The sequence below is a fragment of the Flavobacterium movens genome, from assembly GCF_039581425.1.
GTDB lineage: Bacteria > Bacteroidota > Bacteroidia > Flavobacteriales > Flavobacteriaceae > Flavobacterium > Flavobacterium luteolum.
The window spans coordinates 482,204-500,021 of record NZ_JBCPXY010000003.1 but is presented as its reverse complement, the minus strand read 5'-3'; the positions used below and the strand labels follow the sequence as shown (position 1 = coordinate 500,021).

Genomic DNA, 17,818 nt, shown 5'->3' with positions numbered 1-17,818 from the left:
AAGAAACTCTACAAAGATTGGGTTTACGTTACGGAGCTACTAATGAAGATTTCTCCTTACGTCGAAATGACAAAACTGGTGCTAATTGTAATGAATTTAAACCTGTCAGATTTAAGAGAGCAGAAACTATGTTTGTTTAAACAAATGAAATGCCTTTTGCAGACCAAGAAAATCTATTATTCTATGTTTTTAAAAATTAAAACTTCATATCTAATTCTATTACTTCTCCTAATCGGATTAAGTACAAATTCGTACGCTATAAATCCTGATAAATATGTAGTCAATCAGGCTTCTGCTGAAAACTTTCCTTTAGTAAGCAAAGGAAAAACGGCTTCGATTTTAGTTGATGATAAAGATTATTCAGGAGTTTTAAAAGTAACAGGACATTTAGAAAATGACATTTTTCAGGTCTCCGATTTACATCCGAAAAGAATTAAAAAGGTTTCTGAAGCAGAAGATTTTGTTGTTATAATTGGAACATTAGGGAAAAGTAAAATTATCGATCAATTAGCGAAAGAAGGCAAAATAGATGCTAGAGAACTTCAAGGAAAATGGGAGAAATTTACAACCCAAATTGTCGAAAATCCGTTTAAAGGAATCAAAAAAGCGTTGATAATTGCAGGTTCAGATAAACGAGGAACCATTTACGGAATCTACGATTTATCTAGCCAAATTGGAATTTCACCTTGGTATTATTGGGCAGATGTTCCAGTTAAAAAACAATCAGAATTGCATGTTTTATCTGGAATTCATTCGCAGGGAGAGCCAAAAGTAAAATACAGAGGGATTTTTATAAATGATGAAGCGCCTGCTTTAACTGGCTGGGCATTTGAGAAATTTGGCGGATTCAATTCAAAATTCTACGATAAAGTTTTTGAATTGATTCTACGAATGAAAGGCAACTATTTATGGCCAGCAATGTGGGGCAGAATGTTTTATGTTGAAGATCCGCAGAATGCTGTTTTGGCTGATGAATATGGAATTGTAATGGGAACTTCGCATCACGAACCATTAACGAGAGCACACGCCGAATGGGGAAAATCAAATGGGAAATGGGATTTTAATTCCAATTCGGATGCTTTGATTAATTTCTGGAAAGACGGAATTAAACGAATGGGAGACAAAGAAACTATCGTTACAATCGGAATGCGTGGCGATGGCGACGAACCTATGACCGAAGGAACTGCGATTGAATTATTAGAAAATATCGTAAAAACTCAAAGAAATATTATTGCAGAAGTTACGAAAAAACCTGCTGAAGAAACGCCACAAATGTGGGCGCTTTATAAAGAAGTTCAAGATTATTACGACAAAGGAATGACTGTTCCAGACGATGTAACACTTTTATTGTGTGATGATAATTGGGGAAATATTCGAAAACTTCCTGAACTTGATGCAAAATCAAGAAAAGGCGGTTACGGAATTTACTTTCATTACGATTATGTTGGTGGGCCAAGAAATTATAAATGGATCAACACGAATCAAATCGAGCGAACTTGGGAACAAATGGATTTGGCATATCAATACGGTGTCGATAAAATCTGGATTGTAAATGTCGGCGATATCAAACCAATGGAATTTCCGATTGAGTTTTTCTTAGATATGGCTTGGAATCCTGAAAATTTCAATGCTGGAAATTTGGAGCAATATTATGTGGATTGGGCTAAAGAGAATTTTGACAATCAGTTTGCGGGAGAAATTGCTGAAATTTTAAAGTTATACACTAAATATAATTCACGTAGAAAACCAGAATTGCTAGATGCTAAAACGTACAGCATAACTAATTATAACGAAGCAGATCGAGTTGTAGCAGATTACCAAAAATTGGTTGAAAAAGCCAATTCAATAAATGAAAAATTAAAACCAGAATATAAAGATGCTTTTTATCAGCTGGTTTTATTTCCTGTTTTGGCAAGTTCGAATTTAAATGAATTATATGCCGCAACCGCTAAAAATCAATTATATGCAGAACAGGGAAGAGCATCAGCAAATGATTATGCTAAAAAAGTAAAAGAGTTATTTGAAAAAGATGCCGAACTCACGAATTATTATCATACCCAATTAGCATATGGAAAGTGGAATCACATGATGTCACAAACGCATATTGGTTATGACAATTGGCAACAGCCTGAAAAAAATGTGATTCCGAAAACAACAACTATCGAAATCCCGAATAAAGCAGAAGCTGGAATTTCTATTGAAGGTTCTTCAAAATATTGGATTGATGATAAAGAAGAAATTGTAATGACAACTTTAAATTCATTTGAAGGAAGTAAAATTACATATCTAGATTTGTTTAAGAGAGGAAATAAAGCTTTTGATTTTAAGATTACTTCAAAAAACAATTGGTTAGAGGTTTCAAAATCAGAGGGAAAAATTGATAAAGACGAAAGGATTTTTGTTGTAATTAATGGAGAAAAAGCGCCAAAAGGTAAAATTAGATCGAAGCTTATTGTCACAATTGGAAAACAAAAAATTGAGGTTATTGTAAAAGCGGAAAATAATGATTTAAAGAATGCAAAGGGTTTTGTGGAGAGTGAAGGTTTTGTGGCATTTGAAGCTCAAAGTTATTCGAAAGCAGTAAATGCTGATTCATTAAAATGGACTCTAATCCCTAATATTGGAAAAACATCATCAGGAGTAACCTTAAAACCTTCGAATAGTAAAACAATTGAGATCTCGGGAAAGTCTCCAAGATTAGAATATAACGTTTATTTATTTAATAAAGGAAAGATAAAGGTAAATGCCTATTTTTCGCCAACAATCAATTTTAAAAAAGGAGATGGTTTGAAATATGGAATTGGCTTTGACGATGAGAAACCGCAAATAATGAACCTCAATGCAGATTCTTCAGAAAGGGCATGGGCAGAATCGGTTGCGAATAATATTAAGGTTATAAGCTCCACGCATGAAATCGAAAAAGCAGGAAGTCATGTTTTGAAAATCTATGCAATTGATCCAGCTTTGGTGCTTCAAAAAATTGTAATTGAAACTGAAGAAGGAAAAGTTTTGCAGTCGTATTTGGGACCGCAAGAGAGTTTTAGGAAGGAATGACAAAACTAAACGAATAAAAAACGATTAACTATTTAAACCAAAAGATATGAAATGTATTAAACCTTATTTATTTGCCGTCACGGTTTTGCTGACTGTCAGCTGTACGTCGCAAAAAGAAACTGCTTCATTAAAAGATGCTTACAAAGATGATTTTTACATTGGAACAGCTTTAAGCGCGAATCAAATCGAACAAAAAGACAAAAAAGAAGATTCTTTGATTCGAAAAGAATTTAATGCAATTACGGCAGAAAACATCATGAAATCTATGTTTACGCATCCGCAAAAGGACAAATATGATTTTACTTTGTCTGATAAATTTGTGGCGTATGGAGAAAAGAATAAAATGTTTATTCACGGACATACTTTGATTTGGCACAGTCAATTGGCACCTTGGATGGAGAAGATTGCCGACAGTACAGAAATGAAAGCGTTTATGCAAGATCATATTACGACGATAGTTTCTAAATACAAAGGCAGGATCAATTCTTGGGATGTTGTAAACGAGGCGTTGAATGAGGATGGAACTTTGAGACAATCTGTTTTTTTTAAAACACTTGGAGAGAAATATCTGGTGGATGCTTTTAAATTAGCTGCAAAAGCAGATCCTAAAGCAGAATTGTATTACAACGATTATAATATTGAAGAACCCGCAAAAAGAGCGGGAGCGATTGCCTTAATCAAAAAAATAAAAGCAGAAGGCGGAAAAGTAGACGGCGTTGGGATTCAAGGACACTGGAGATTGCAAAGTCCGTCAATTGAAGAAATTGAAAAAAGCATTTTGGAATATTCAGCATTAGGAATCAAAGTAGCTTTTACAGAATTGGATATTACGGTTTTACCAAACCCGTGGGATTTAAAAGGAGCAGACGTAAATCAGAAATTTGAAGGAAATGCCAAAATGAATCCATATCCAGAAAAATTGCCAGATTCTATTCAAAACAAGCTCGCAGAACGTTATGAATCGATTTTTAAGCTATTTTTAAAACATAAAGACAAAATCAGCCGTGTGACTTTTTGGGGAGTTCATGATGGACAATCCTGGTTAAATGACTGGCCAATAAAAGGAAGAACCAATTATCCGCTTCCGTTTGACAAAGATTTAAAACATAAACCAGCTTACGACAGTATTTTAAAGTTGAAAGAAACTAAAGAATAAATACTAAAAAAGAGTAGGTTTTGAGAAAATGATCAACAATCGGTTGTGATATGAAAAATTACTTAAATAAAGTAAACTAAATTTGCATAATATGTTTTTTTGTCTAATTTTACACAACCGATTGTTTAAAATATAGTTCGCTTTCCTGCAAGGTTTTCATAACCTTGCAGGTATAAAATTGAAGAGCAGTTTTAATCAATAGGAAACCTACAAGGTTATGAAAACCTTGCAGGAGTAAAAACTAACTAACCAACAAAATGACCACAAACCCACCAATGACTAAAATTTCACAAAAACTATCCATTAAAGAAAAAATTGGATACAGTTTAGGAGATCTTGCTGCCAATCTCGTTTTTCAGACTTTGATGACGTATCTAGCGTATTTCTACACCGACATTTACGGATTATCACCAACAGATTCGTCGATCATTATGCTGATTGTTGGATTAATAGCAGCTTTTATTTTTAATCCGATCATTGGGGTTTTGGCAGACAGAACGAATACCAAATGGGGAAAATTTAGGCCTTGGATTTTATTAACTGCAATTCCGCTCGGAATAGTCGCGCTATTAGCATTTTCAACACCTGATTTCTCATACAAAGGAAAAGTAATTTATGCGGTTATCACCTATACTTTGCTGCTGCTTTTTTATGCCGGAAACAATCTACCGTATTCTGCCTTAAGCGGTGTCATTACGGGCGATATGAAAGAACGAAACAGTATGTCGTCCTATCGTTTTGTGGCAGTTATGTTTGCTCAGTTTTTTGTTCAGGTTTTTATGCTTGGCATTATCAAAAGTGCGGGAAATGGAGATAAAGCTATCGGAATCGAAAAAGTAATGACTGCATTGGCGATTATTGGAACTATCATGCTTTTAATTACCTTTTTAACTACGAAAGAAAGAATCATTCCGAAACCAGAACAAAAGTCGAGCGTAAAAGAAGATTTAAGCGATTTAATCAAAAACAGACCTTGGGTAATTATGCTTTCGCTGACGACTTTGGTTTTTGTGACTTTGGCAATGAAAGGTGGTTCTTATGTGTATTATTTTGAGAATTATGTAGATAAGGAGCAATTAGCCATTTTTATTCAGCCTATTCTCGATACTTTATCCAATATCGGATTGAATCATTTTGGGAATGATCCTGTTTCTGCAGGTTTCGGTTTATTTAACGCCGGCGGAATTATCTTTATGATTGTTGGCATTACACTTTCTAAAAATCTGGCAGACAAATACGGAAAACGAAATGTTTTTGGGGTGTTTTTATTCATCTCGACTTTATTCATTATTGCATTCTATTTTTATCCGCCAACATCAATTAGTCTGATGTTTTTCTCTCAAATCCTTCATGGATTTTTCTACGGAATCACAATCCCGATTCTTTGGGCAATGATTGCCGATGTAGCCGATTATTCAGAATGGTTAAATAACCGCCGTGCAACTGCTATTATATTCTCGGCAATGATGGTTGGGCTAAAAACGGGATTAAGTGTTGGAGGTGCTTTGACCACTTTGTTTTTAGGTTATTTCCACTACGTTCCAAATGCGCCTGAACAATCTCAAACTGCCATAAACGGAATTAAATTACTAGTGAGTATTTTCCCTGCAATCCCTTTTTTAATTGGAGCTGGATTGCTGTTTTTCTATAAAATCAATAAAGAAATGGAAGTGCAAATCGAAACAGAACTAAAAGAAAGAAGAACTTAATTATTTAAACAAAATATAACTATGCCTGAAGATAGCATTGAACACATTAATTTTGAGGAAATTAATGACCTGGCGATTTCAAAGCCTTTAGTGTCCCATATGTATACAGCCGATCCTTCGGCGCATGTATTCAACGGAAAAATTTACATTTACCCATCTCATGACATTGATGCCGGAATTCCGTTTAACGACAACGGAGATCATTTCGGAATGGAAGATTACCATGTTTTTTCTATGGAAGATATTTCATCAGAAGTAGTTGATAATGGTGTTGCATTGCATGTAAATGACGTTGCTTGGGCTGAAAAGCAAATGTGGGCACCTGATGCGGCTCATAAAAACGGAAAATATTATTTGTATTTCCCAGCTAAACGGGCTAACGGAATTTTCCAGATAGGAGTTGCCATTTCAGATTCGCCCGTTGGCCCTTTTGTTCCTGAAAAAGAAGCAATAAAAGGAAGTTACAGCATTGATCCAGCCGTTTTTGAAGATGAAGATGGTAAACATTATATTTATTTTGGAGGAATATGGGGCGGACAACTTCAGAAGTACCGTAATAATCAATACGATCAAAATAACGAAGAACCTTTGGCAGCAGAAAAAGCTTTAGGACCAATCGTAGCTTTGTTAAGAGATGATATGCTTGAATTTGCCGAAGAACCAAAAGAGATTAGAATTTTGGATGAAAACGGAAATGAGATTCTTGCAGGCGATAACGACCGTCGTTTTTTTGAAGCTTCATGGGTTCATAAGTATAAAGGAAAATATTATTTCTCTTATTCAACGGGAGATACCCATTTTATCTGTTATGGTATTGGCGATAATCCTTATGGACCGTTTACCTATCAGGGAAGAATTCTGAATCCTGTTGTGGGCTGGACGTCGCATCATTCAATTTGCGAAGTAGAAGGTGAATGGTATTTGTTTTATCACGATTCGAGTTTGTCAAAAGGAGTAACGCATTTGCGAAGCATGAAAGTTACCAAAATTGATTATTTAGAAGATGGTTCGATTATCACAATAGATCCTTACGGCATAAGAAGATTATTTGATTAAGTTATGAAAAGAAAAACAGGCTTTAAAATTGTTGCAGCAGTCATTTTGATGAGTGCGTTTTCTTCGTGTAAAAAAATTTCGCAAAAATCACAATCGGTTGTGTACTCCGATTATGCTTCTTTTGATTGGTTTGATTACAGAGGAAATGACGATGCGTATCAAAATCTAACAAAATCTGATGGCGATTATTTAAATCCTGTTTTAGCTGGTTTTTATCCTGATCCTACGATTTGCAGAGTTGAGGATAAGTTTTATCTCGTCAATTCTTCTTTCTGCTATTTTCCGGGATTACCCATTTTTGAAAGCATCGATTTAGTGCATTGGAAACAAATTGGAAATATTATCGATCGCCCCCAACAAGCCGATTTTGGAAACTCTCGTTTGTCGGGCGGAATGTACGCGCCAACAATTCGCTATAACAAAGGAACATTTTATGTGATTTGCACCAATGTGAGCGGAGTTGGTAATTTTATTGTTACCGCTAAAAATCCTGCAGGACCTTGGTCGAACCCAATTGTGCTTCCAGATGTTAACGGAATCGATCCTGATATTTTCTTTGATGAAGATGGAAAAGTTTATATTACGCATAACGGACCTCCGCCAAATAATATTTCGCTTCATGATGGACATCGCGCCATTTATATGCTGGAATACGATTTGGAAAAACAAAAAACCACAACAAGCCCCAAATTGGTTATTAACGGCGGAACCGATAAGTCTAAGAAACCAGTATGGATAGAAGGTCCGCATGTGCTTAAAAAAAATGGATTTTATTATCTGCTTTGCGCGCAAGGAGGAACAGGTTTTAATCATTCTGAAGTAATTTTTAGAAGTAAAAACATTTATGGTCCTTATGAAAGCTATGCTAACAATCCGATTTTGACACAGTTGCATTTAGATCCGAAACGTAAAAATTTGGTTTCGACAACTGGTCATGCCGATTTTGTTGAACTTCCAAATGGCGATTGGTGGTCAGTTTTTCTGGGATGCCGACCTTATGAAGGAGATTTTTACAATATGGGAAGAGAAACCTTTATGATGCCTGTAGAATGGAAAAACGATTGGCCAGAAATTGTAGGCGGAAACGACCCCATTCCGATGATTCATAAACGTCCGAATCTTCCACTTTCTAAAGAAAAAATAGAGCCATTGAATGGAAACTTCGTTTCGAAAGACGATTTTGACTCGAATAAATTAGATCTTAAATGGAGTTTTATTAGGACGCCAAAGGAAAAATGGTATGATTTGATTAATGGAAAATTATTAATTAAACCAAGACCAGAATCGATTCATACCGAAACGAATTTTTCTTTTATTGGAAGAAGACAGCAACATTTAAAATTTGAAGCTTCAGTGAAGTTCGAATTCAATCCAAAAGATAATTTACAGGTGGCAGGTTTAACCGCTTTTCAAAACGAAAAACATTATTTGTTGGTTGGAAAACGAATGAATGCTGATCATAAATTAGAAGTTTTTGTTGAAAGAACCGCAAGTAAAATTAATAATGGAAAATCGGAAATTATTGCGAAAAAAGAACTTTTAGATTCTGATAAACCATTGTTTGTGAAGATTGAAGGAAACGGAAGATGGTACAGCTTTTATTATAAAATGATAGAAAAACAAGATTGGATTTTATTAATAAAAGATGTTGATGGGGTTATTCTGAGTACAAAAGAAGCAGGTGGGTTTGTAGGAACGTATTTGGGAATGTATGCTTCGAGTGAGCATTTTAAGCAATAGTTTTAGGTTAAGTTTTTTACGCTTAGTTTGTCATCCTGACGAAGGAAGGATCACACGCGGGATTCGAAAGATTGGATTTTCGTTACGGAGTTACTTGCGAAGATTTGCTTTGCCTGTTCGCTATCGCTCGGGTCTCCTTCGTCGAAATGACAAGATTGTGTGGATTCCCGTTATGGAGTTGCTTGCGAAGTCCCAGAGGGACGAAATATTTATAGAAGGTTTGTTTTGCAGATTTACAAAAGCCCCAGCGGGGCGATATATTATTATGACAAATGTGTCGCTCCGCTGGAGCTTTTAATCTGGAGCGATTAGAATTTTCTATAAATATTCCGCTCTTCCAGAGCTTTAAAAAAATAACATAATTCATTTGAAAAATAATTTTTTATAAAATATTTTTAGCTACTTTAGCATAACAGAACGGAACAGAACGGTATGCTAAAAGAAGAAGAAAAATTTGAGTTTATAATTAATCACGATAGTGATATTCCGAAGTACCAGCAGTTGGTTGACGGAATTACAAATGCTATTGCTGAGAATATTTTGCAGAAGGGAGATTTGCTTCCGTCGGTGAATGTGATCTGCAAGACCTATCAGCTTTCGAGAGACACGGTTTTTAAGGCTTATACGATTTTAAAAGATCAGAATACAATTGATTCTGTACCCAATAAAGGCTATTATGTGGCAGGCGAAACGAGAAAAGTGCTTTTGGTTTTGGATACGTTTAAGGCATATAAAGAAGTTTTGTACCATTCGTTTGTGAATAATTTGCCAGATAATGTGATTACAGATGTACAGTTTCACCATTATAATATTGATGTTTTTAAAACAATTATTAATAACGGAATAGGAAAGTATTATAAGTATGTAGTGATGAATTTTGATCACAAGGATATCGCTCTGGCTTTGTCTGCAATTTCAAAAGATAAATTGCTTTTGATTGACTGGAATATTCAGGCAAAAAAGACAAATAATTATATTTTTCAGGATTTTGGAAAAGCGTTTTACGAGTCATTGACAGAAGCAGCCGATTTGTTTAAAAAATATAAAAAGATACAGTTTGTATATCCAGATTTTACAAATCATCCGTGGGAAACGGTGGAATATTTTAAGAAATTCTGTGCCGATTTTGGTTTTGAATACGAGGTTATTACCGATCCAAAAAAGTTCAATATTGAAAAAGGAATTGCTTATATCAGTGTAAGCGACAGGATTTTGGGGCACTTTTTAGAACAGTGCAAAGAAAAGGATTTTGAACCTGGGAAAGACGTTGGATTTTTGTCCTACAACGAAACCCCAATGAAAAAGTTCATATATAAAGGAATTTCGGTTGTTTCAACTGATTTTAAAGAAATGGGAACCAAAGCAGCGGCATTTATTACGCATGACGAAGAAACGAAGTGTTATGTGCCGACAAAATTAATAATAAGAGAATCACTATAGTATGTATTATATCGGATATGATATTGGAAGTTCTTCTGTCAAGGCGGCCTTGGTAGAAGCTGAAACAGGCAAAAAAGTAATCGTTTTGAATGAACCTCAAAACGAAATGGAAATCTTGTCAATTCACCCAGACTGGGCAGAACAAGATCCGGAAATTTGGTGGCAACACATTTGCACAGCAACCAAAAGAGCAATTAAAGAATCAAATATCGATGCATCTAAAATTCAGGGAATTGGAATTTCGTACCAAATGCACGGATTGGTGATTGTAGATAATGCCGGAAAAGCGCTTCGAAATTCAATTATTTGGTGCGACAGCCGAGCGGTTGAAATTGGAAACAAGGCTTTTGCCGAAATTGGAGAAGAAAAATGCATGTCGCATTTATTGAATTCGCCAGGGAATTTCACGGCTTCGAAACTGAAATGGGTTAAGGAAAACGAACCAGAAGTTTACAATAAAATAGCTAAATACATGCTTCCAGGAGATTATATCGCTTTGAAGTTGACAGGCGAAGTAACGACTACTAAAAACGGTTTGTCTGAAGGAATGATTTGGGATTATAAAGAAAATAAAGTAGCCGATTGGCTTTTGGATTACTACGGAATCGACCAATCATTGACGCCTAAAATCGTCGAAAATTTTACAAATCAAGGAGTTGTTACTGAAAAAGCTTCGGCAGAATCAGGTCTTCCAGCAGGAATTCCGATTGTGTACAGAGCGGGAGATCAACCAAATAATGCATTGTCATTAAATGTATTGAATCCTGGAGAAGTTGCGGCTACAGGCGGAACTTCGGGTGTATTTTATGCAGTAAGTGAAATGTCTTCTGGAAAAAGCACAAGAGTAAACAATTTTGTTCACGTAAACTATGAACTGGAAACGCCAAGAGTAGGTAAACTTTTAAATATTAATGGAGCAGGAATTCAGTACAGATGGCTTCGCAATAATATGGGGAATGAAAGTTACGAGGTAATGAATGAAAAAGCTTCGAATGTTGAAGTTGGATCTGAAGGCGTTGTTGTAATTCCGTTTGGAAATGGCGCTGAGCGTATGTTCAATAATAAAACTATCGGAACTCACTTTTTAAATCTGAATTTAAATATTCACAACAGCGCGCATTTGTTTAGAGCGTCTCTTGAAGGAATTGCGTTTTCGTTTGTGTACGGAATGGAATGTTTGAAAGATGATAATGCGACAATTAATGTCATTAGAGCTGGAAATGATAATCTTTTCCGTTCGGAAATTTTCTCAAATACTGTGGCGACTTTAATTGGTCACGAAATCGAAATTTACAATACAACAGGAGCGGTTGGTGCGGCAAGAGCAGTTGGTTTAAAAGATGGTGATTACAGCAAATTTGGAGCTAATGTTAGCGACAACGATCACGTAATGACGTTTTTACCATTGCACAACAAGGAGCCATATGAAACGGCTTATAAAAAATGGAAACAAGAATTAGAATTAATATTAACAAATAAATAAAAAAATCAAATGATAGTTTTAGGAGATAAAGAATACTACAAAGGTATCGGCCAAATTAAATTTGAAGGAAAGGAATCTGATAATCCGTTGGCATTTAAATATTACAATCCAGACCAAGTTGTAGCTGGAAAAACAATGCGTGAGCACTTTAAATTTGCGATCGCTTACTGGCATACTTTCTGCGGACAAGGAAGCGACCCATTCGGGCCAGGGACACAGCAATTTGCTTGGGATGCTTCATCAGATCCATATCAAGCTGCGAAAGACAAGGCAGATGCTGCTTTTGAATTCATCAGCAAAATGGGATTCGATTATTTCTGTTTCCACGATTACGATTTGATTGCGGAAGGAGCAACTTTCGCAGAATCAGAAAAACGTTTGGCTTTTATTACTGATTATTTAAAACAGAAAAAAGCAGAATCTGGAATTAAATTGCTTTGGGGAACTTCAAACTGTTTCTCAAACCCAAGATTTATGAACGGAGCGGCTACAAATCCAGATTTTAATGTAGTAGCAAGAGCTGGTGGACAAGTAAAACTAGCTTTGGATGCAACAATTGCTTTAGGCGGAGAAAACTATGTGTTCTGGGGTGGTAGAGAAGGTTATATGTCTTTATTAAATACAGATATGGGAAGAGAATTAGACCACATGGCGCAATTCTTAGCAATGTCAAGAGACTACGCAAGAGCTCAAGGTTTTAAAGGAACTTTCTTCATCGAGCCAAAACCAATGGAGCCATCAAAACACCAATACGATTTTGACTCAGCTACAGCAATCGGATTCTTGAAAAATTATGGTTTAGATAAAGATTTCAAAATCAATATCGAGGTTAACCACGCTACATTGGCACAACACACTTTCCAACACGAATTGGAAGTTGCTGCAAAAGCAGGAATGTTAGGAAGCATCGATGCAAATAGAGGAGATTACCAAAACGGATGGGATACAGACCAATTTCCAAACAACATCCAAGAAACTACTGAAGCGATGTTGGTTTTCTTAAAAGCTGGCGGATTGCAAGGTGGTGGAGTTAATTTTGATGCTAAAATTAGAAGAAACTCTACAGACTTAGAAGATGTTTTCTTAGCGCACATTGGTGGAGCTGATACTTTTGCAAGAGCTTTACTGACTGCCGACAAAATTATTTCTTCTTCTCCTTACGAAAAATTAAGAAAAGAAAGATACAGCTCATTCGATTCTGGAAAAGGAAAAGACTTTGCAGATGGAAAATTAAATCTTAAAGATCTTTATACTATCGCTCATGAAAATGGAGAATTAAATCTTCAAAGCGGTAAGCAAGAATTGTTTGAAAATATCATCAATCAATATATTTAATTGATTTAGATTTTAAATATTCTACCTAACAGATTTCTAAAGTCTGTTAGGTTTCTCCAAAATATTTAGTGAGACAAAAAATCTAGAAAAAGTTTAAATTTTTAAACATGATAGTTGTAAGACGTTAAAATGTTTAAAAATGTTTTTTTAGATAAAAATTTCGAAAATGTGTATTAAGATTATGGCTTTTTTACAATGAGATTTAAGAAAAGTAGATTGAAGGTTTAGTTACTATTTTTTGAAAATTGAAATGAATAAAAGTCAGTTTGATAAAATAATAAGTGAGTTTTTTTTATTGAAGGTTTTTTGAAGAGCAGAATCAATCGAAATGCACATTTTTCACTCATTACAAGATGCTGAGAACTTTGTCAAAGTTTTAAACTTTGACAAAGTTTTTTTACGCAAAACCACTTTTAACTTAAACCAAAAAACTTATGAAATTTTTTATTGACACTGCTAATCTTCAAGATATTGAAGAAGCGCAGGCTTTAGGCGTTTTAGATGGTGTAACTACCAATCCGTCTTTAATGGCAAAAGAAGGCATTACAGGAAAATCAAACATCCTGAAACATTATCTTGACATTTGTAATATCGTAGATGGCGATGTTTCGGCTGAGGTTATTTCGACAGATTTTGAAGGAATGATAAGAGAAGGAGAAGAATTAGCCGCCTTACATCCTCAGATCGTAGTGAAATTGCCTATGATTGGCGATGGTGTAAAGGCTTGCAAATATTTTTCTTCAAAAGGAATCCGTACCAATGTAACTTTAGTATTTTCTGCTGGTCAGGCATTATTGGCAGCAAAAGCTGGAGCGACTTACGTTTCTCCATTTTTAGGGCGTTTAGATGACGTTTCAACAGACGGAATGCATTTAATTGCTGAAATCAGAGAAATCTACGATAATTATAATTATCAGACTCAAATCCTTTCGGCTTCTGTAAGGCATACCATGCATATTGTTAATTGCGCCAAAGTAGGATCAGATGTTATGACAGGTCCACTTTCTGCAATAAAAGGGCTGCTGAAACATCCTTTAACCGATATTGGTTTAAAGCAATTTGTAGAAGACGCAAAAAAAATGAATTTGTAATCTTTTTTATTTCCATTTTTATAGTTTTTAAACTCTCTTCCAGCTATTTGGAGGGGAGTTTTTTTATGAAATAAAAGCAACCGATTGTCTCTGTTTTTTATTTTGTAAGAAATATAAGCTTTTGGTTCTAGTGTGTTGACTTTCAGATTATAATATTTTTTAAGTCCCATTTTATAAGGGATAACAAAAGATCTAATTTGGGAGGAATTTTTATACAGTCACTACAACGTTTTAGTGTTTCTTTAAAAAAACTTATATTTTAACATTTTATATTTTTTTTAAGATTTTGAATCAAACGATTTATTATCTCTAACGTTTTCGTGATATTAAACACTGTTTTTATTAATTATTTAATATTTTATAATTATTTGCGTGTATAATTCTTTTTTTAAGTATATTTTTTTTCAAATTGATAAAAAAAATTAACGCAACCGATTGTGTGTTGTTGTTTTTTGCATATATTTGTTTTGACTATAAGTTGTTATTTGTTAGAAATGTTAAAATAAAAATGGATAGCAAAGTCAATCAAAACGAAAACTAACTAAACCAACTATTAACTCATTAAACCAATTATTTATGACTAACTTTTTAATTACTAAAAGCAGATCTAAATACTTTAAGAATCTGGGGTTCTTAATCCTGATGATGGTATTTTCTGCTACGGTAAATGCACAAATTACTGTTACAGGTACTGTAACTGATGGTGTCGGACCAATACCAGGTGTCAATATTATTGTAAAAGGAACCAAAACAAGTACGGTATCAAATTTTGACGGAACGTATACGCTTCAAGCTATTCCCAATAATAGTATTTTGGTCTTTAGCTTTATTGGATATAAACCTCATCATGTTGCAGTGAACAATAAAACTAAAATTGATGCTGTACTAGAAGAAGATTTAAATGATTTGAAAGAAGTTGTTGTTATCGGGTACGGAACCGCAAAAAGAGCAGATTTAACAGGAGCTATTTCTTCTGTTTCTAGTGCTGCCATAGCACAATCTGTTTCTTCAACTTTTGAGCAAGTATTGCAGGGGCGCGCAGCTGGGGTACAGGTACAGCAAAATAGTGGTACGCCTGGAGGAAGTTCTTCGGTACGTATTCGCGGTATCAGTTCTATTACTGGGTCAAACGAACCAATTTATGTTATTGATGGTGTGATTATAGATGGTAATTCAGGTTCTTTAAATACAAATCCGCTTTCAGGGATTAACCCTAACGATATTGCTTCTATCGATATTTTGAAAGATGCTTCTGCAACTGCAATTTACGGATCTAGAGCTGCCAATGGTGTAATTATGGTGACTACTAAAACAGGTAGAAAAGGAGATTTAACTTTAAATTTTGACAGCTATGTAGGTTGGCAGCAAATGCCTAAAGAATTGCAGGTATTAAATTTAAGAGAATATGGGACGTTAAAAAACACGAGAGCAGATTTAGGGATCGTTCAGAGAGATCCATACTTTATTCGTCCTGATTTATTAGGTGAAGGAACAAATTGGCAAGATGAATTATTTCAAACAGGTTTAATTCAAAGCTATAATTTATCAGCGTCAGGCGGATCTGATACAACTACATACGCATTAGGAATGTCTTATTTTGATCAGGATGGGACTATTATCGGATCTTCTTTCGATCGTATGACAATTCGAGCTGTAGTTGATTCTCAGGTAAAGAAATGGATGAAAGTTGGAGTTAATTTGAATGCGTATAAAAGCAACCAAGTTACTACAGTTAATGATGACTCGGTAATCTTAACTGCTTTAAAACAAACTCCAAACGTGGCAGCAAGAAATGCTGATGGAACTTTTGACGGACCAGATACAACAGAATTCGTTCAAACCAATCCATTAGGAATTGCAATGCTGAAAGACAATCACGGAAAAGACTACGGAATTAGAGGAAATGTTTACGCAGAAATTGGTTTTACAAAAGATTTAAAGTTTAAAACAACCTATTCTATTGATTATGGTTTTGGAAACCGTTATACTTTTAATCCATCTTACACTTTTGGAGCATTATCAAATGAAGTTAGAGAAGGATCAAGAACAAAAAGTAATGGAGAAAACTGGATTTGGAATAATTTATTGACTTATAATAAAGCGTTTGGGAAACATGCCGTAAACGCTATTTTAGGGCAAGAAATGCAAGAGCAAAATGGGGAAAGCCTTTACGGATATCGTTCTGGCTATTTAACAAACGGAGCTACAGATTTAAATGCAGGAGACCCAACAACAGCTAGAAACTCAAATGGAAGTTCGACAAAGTCGCTTAGTTCTTATTTTGCAAGAGCAAACTACACATTCGACGACAAATATATTTTAACTGGTACAATTAGAAGAGATGGATCTTCACAATTTGCCGAAGGCAACAAATGGGATTGGTTTCCATCTGCTGCTTTCGCATGGAAAGTTTCAAACGAATCATTTTTAAAAGAAAACCAAACTATTAGCAACCTGAAATTGCGTGCAGGATGGGGAGTTACAGGAAATTCAAGTGTGCCAAATAATGCTTTTACTTCTGTTTATGGTACTTCAGCAACCAATTGGGGAAGTGGGCAAATTGCGACCAATACGGCTAACCCAGATTTGAAATGGGAAAAATCGAAGCAAACCAATATTGGTGTAGACATTGGATTTTTGGATAATAGAATTGAAATTACAGCCGATGCTTATTACAAGAAAACAGAAGATTTATTACTTAGATTATCGCTTCCAGCTTATGTAGGTACAACAGGCCAGGGAGCTACATCACCACCTTTTGCTAATGTCGGTTCTCTAGAAAATAAAGGTTTGGAGTTTACAATAAACACGGTCAACATGCAGAGAAAAGATTTTATTTGGAAAACAAATTTCAATATGACGATGAACCGATCTAAAGTATTGAAATTGAATTCAGAATCTGGTGTTTACGATCAGACCTTACAGCAGGGTTCAGATGTAACGGTTGTAACTCGTACTGCTGTGGGACAGCAAATAGGACAATTTTACGGTTATAAAGTAATCGGACGTTTTGAAAAAGCAACAGATTTCTATTATAAAGATGCTAATGGAGTGGTAAAACCAACCGCATTGCCAGAAGGAATGGCAATTGGCGAAAATGGTGTTTGGATTGGAGATTATATGTTTGAAGACGTAAACAAAGATGGTGTAATTAACGAAAAAGATGCTGGTTATATTGGTAATCCTAATCCAGATTTTACTTTTGGTCTTAACAATAGTTTCTCTTTCTTAGGGTTTGATGTGAGTATTTTATTTACAGGATCTTATGGAAATGAGGCTTTAAACTATCAAAGAAGATGGTTAGAAAACCCTCGTGAGAATACCAACTTGCTAAAAACTGCTTTGGGATATGCACAATTAGAATTAATCGACCCGAATGGACCAAACGATTATCGTAACGTTCAGATTGTAGGCGGAGATCCTTACATGCCAAGAATTGGAGCTTCTTCGGCTTCTTCAGCATCAAATTATCGTTTGAGCAATAGATTTGTAGAAGACGCTTCTTATGTAAGACTTAAAAACATTTCAATATCATATAATCTTCCTAAAGATTTATACACTAAGTACGGTATTTCAAATGTAAAGGTTACTTCAAACATGCAGAATATTTTAACCTTTACGAAGTATAAAGGATACGATCCAGAAGTTGGTGCAATAAATCAAAATCAGCTTTTAAACGGTGTCGATAACGGACGTTATCCTTCACCAACAATCACTACACTTGGATTAACAGTTAATTTCTAAAAAGCGCACA

10 protein-coding genes are annotated in these 17,818 nt (G+C 35.0%); all 10 read left to right on the top strand.

Going from position 1 to position 17,818, the window contains the following annotated elements; translation table 11 throughout:
- Positions 1 to 90: 90 nt before the first annotated feature.
- The 10 genes from AAYQ05_RS08480 (at position 91) to AAYQ05_RS08435 (ending at position 17,808) form a co-directional block, all read left to right on the top strand.
- Complete coding sequence (locus AAYQ05_RS08480) at positions 91 to 3,054, top strand: glycosyl hydrolase 115 family protein (protein WP_343542620.1); 2,964 nt, start codon at positions 91 to 93, stop codon at positions 3,052 to 3,054.
- Positions 3,055 to 3,100: 46 nt separating this feature from the next.
- Positions 3,101 to 4,210, top strand: a complete 1,110-nt coding sequence (locus tag AAYQ05_RS08475) for an endo-1,4-beta-xylanase (protein WP_281631425.1) — start codon at positions 3,101 to 3,103, stop codon at positions 4,208 to 4,210.
- 275 nt (positions 4,211 to 4,485) lie between these two features.
- Positions 4,486 to 5,919, top strand: coding sequence for an MFS transporter (locus AAYQ05_RS08470; RefSeq protein WP_343542640.1), 1,434 nt, complete (start codon positions 4,486 to 4,488; stop codon positions 5,917 to 5,919).
- Positions 5,920 to 5,940: 21 nt separating this feature from the next.
- Positions 5,941 to 6,975: a glycoside hydrolase family 43 protein gene (locus AAYQ05_RS08465; protein WP_343542617.1), complete on the top strand. Its 1,035-nt coding sequence runs from the start codon at positions 5,941 to 5,943 to the stop codon at positions 6,973 to 6,975.
- A gap of 3 nt (positions 6,976 to 6,978) precedes the next feature.
- A complete protein-coding gene (locus AAYQ05_RS08460) occupies positions 6,979 to 8,715 on the top strand; it encodes a glycoside hydrolase family 43 protein (protein ID WP_343542616.1) in 1,737 nt (578 codons plus the stop codon).
- A 432-nt stretch (positions 8,716 to 9,147) separates the two neighbouring features.
- On the top strand, positions 9,148 to 10,155 hold the full coding sequence (locus AAYQ05_RS08455; RefSeq protein ID WP_343542615.1) for a GntR family transcriptional regulator: 1,008 nt from the start codon (positions 9,148 to 9,150) through the stop codon (positions 10,153 to 10,155).
- A gap of 1 nt (position 10,156) precedes the next feature.
- The gene (locus tag AAYQ05_RS08450; protein ID WP_343542613.1) at positions 10,157 to 11,638 is read left to right on the top strand and encodes a xylulokinase; all 1,482 of its coding nucleotides are present in this window, start codon (positions 10,157 to 10,159) and stop codon (positions 11,636 to 11,638) included.
- 9 nt (positions 11,639 to 11,647) lie between these two features.
- Positions 11,648 to 12,973 carry a xylose isomerase gene (xylA, locus tag AAYQ05_RS08445; RefSeq protein WP_343542612.1) on the top strand — a complete coding sequence of 442 codons (1,326 nt, stop codon included), beginning with the start codon at positions 11,648 to 11,650 and terminating at the stop codon, positions 12,971 to 12,973.
- A 434-nt stretch (positions 12,974 to 13,407) separates the two neighbouring features.
- The gene (gene fsa / locus AAYQ05_RS08440) at positions 13,408 to 14,064 is read left to right on the top strand and encodes a fructose-6-phosphate aldolase (RefSeq protein WP_343542611.1); all 657 of its coding nucleotides are present in this window, start codon (positions 13,408 to 13,410) and stop codon (positions 14,062 to 14,064) included.
- Between the two features lie 576 nt (positions 14,065 to 14,640).
- Positions 14,641 to 17,808, top strand: coding sequence for a SusC/RagA family TonB-linked outer membrane protein (locus tag AAYQ05_RS08435; protein ID WP_343542610.1), 3,168 nt, complete (start codon positions 14,641 to 14,643; stop codon positions 17,806 to 17,808).
- Positions 17,809 to 17,818 lie beyond the last annotated feature (10 nt).

Coding starts and splice junctions, on each gene's coding strand:
- AAYQ05_RS08480 (WP_343542620.1), top strand. CDS start 91: ATGAATTTAAACCTGTCAGATTTAAGAGAGCAGAAACTATGTTTGTTT.
- AAYQ05_RS08475 (WP_281631425.1), top strand. CDS start 3,101: ATGAAATGTATTAAACCTTATTTATTTGCCGTCACGGTTTTGCTGACT.
- AAYQ05_RS08470 (WP_343542640.1), top strand. CDS start 4,486: ATGACTAAAATTTCACAAAAACTATCCATTAAAGAAAAAATTGGATAC.
- AAYQ05_RS08465 (WP_343542617.1), top strand. CDS start 5,941: ATGCCTGAAGATAGCATTGAACACATTAATTTTGAGGAAATTAATGAC.
- AAYQ05_RS08460 (WP_343542616.1), top strand. CDS start 6,979: ATGAAAAGAAAAACAGGCTTTAAAATTGTTGCAGCAGTCATTTTGATG.
- AAYQ05_RS08455 (WP_343542615.1), top strand. CDS start 9,148: ATGCTAAAAGAAGAAGAAAAATTTGAGTTTATAATTAATCACGATAGT.
- AAYQ05_RS08450 (WP_343542613.1), top strand. CDS start 10,157: ATGTATTATATCGGATATGATATTGGAAGTTCTTCTGTCAAGGCGGCC.
- xylA (WP_343542612.1), top strand. CDS start 11,648: ATGATAGTTTTAGGAGATAAAGAATACTACAAAGGTATCGGCCAAATT.
- fsa (WP_343542611.1), top strand. CDS start 13,408: ATGAAATTTTTTATTGACACTGCTAATCTTCAAGATATTGAAGAAGCG.
- AAYQ05_RS08435 (WP_343542610.1), top strand. CDS start 14,641: ATGACTAACTTTTTAATTACTAAAAGCAGATCTAAATACTTTAAGAAT.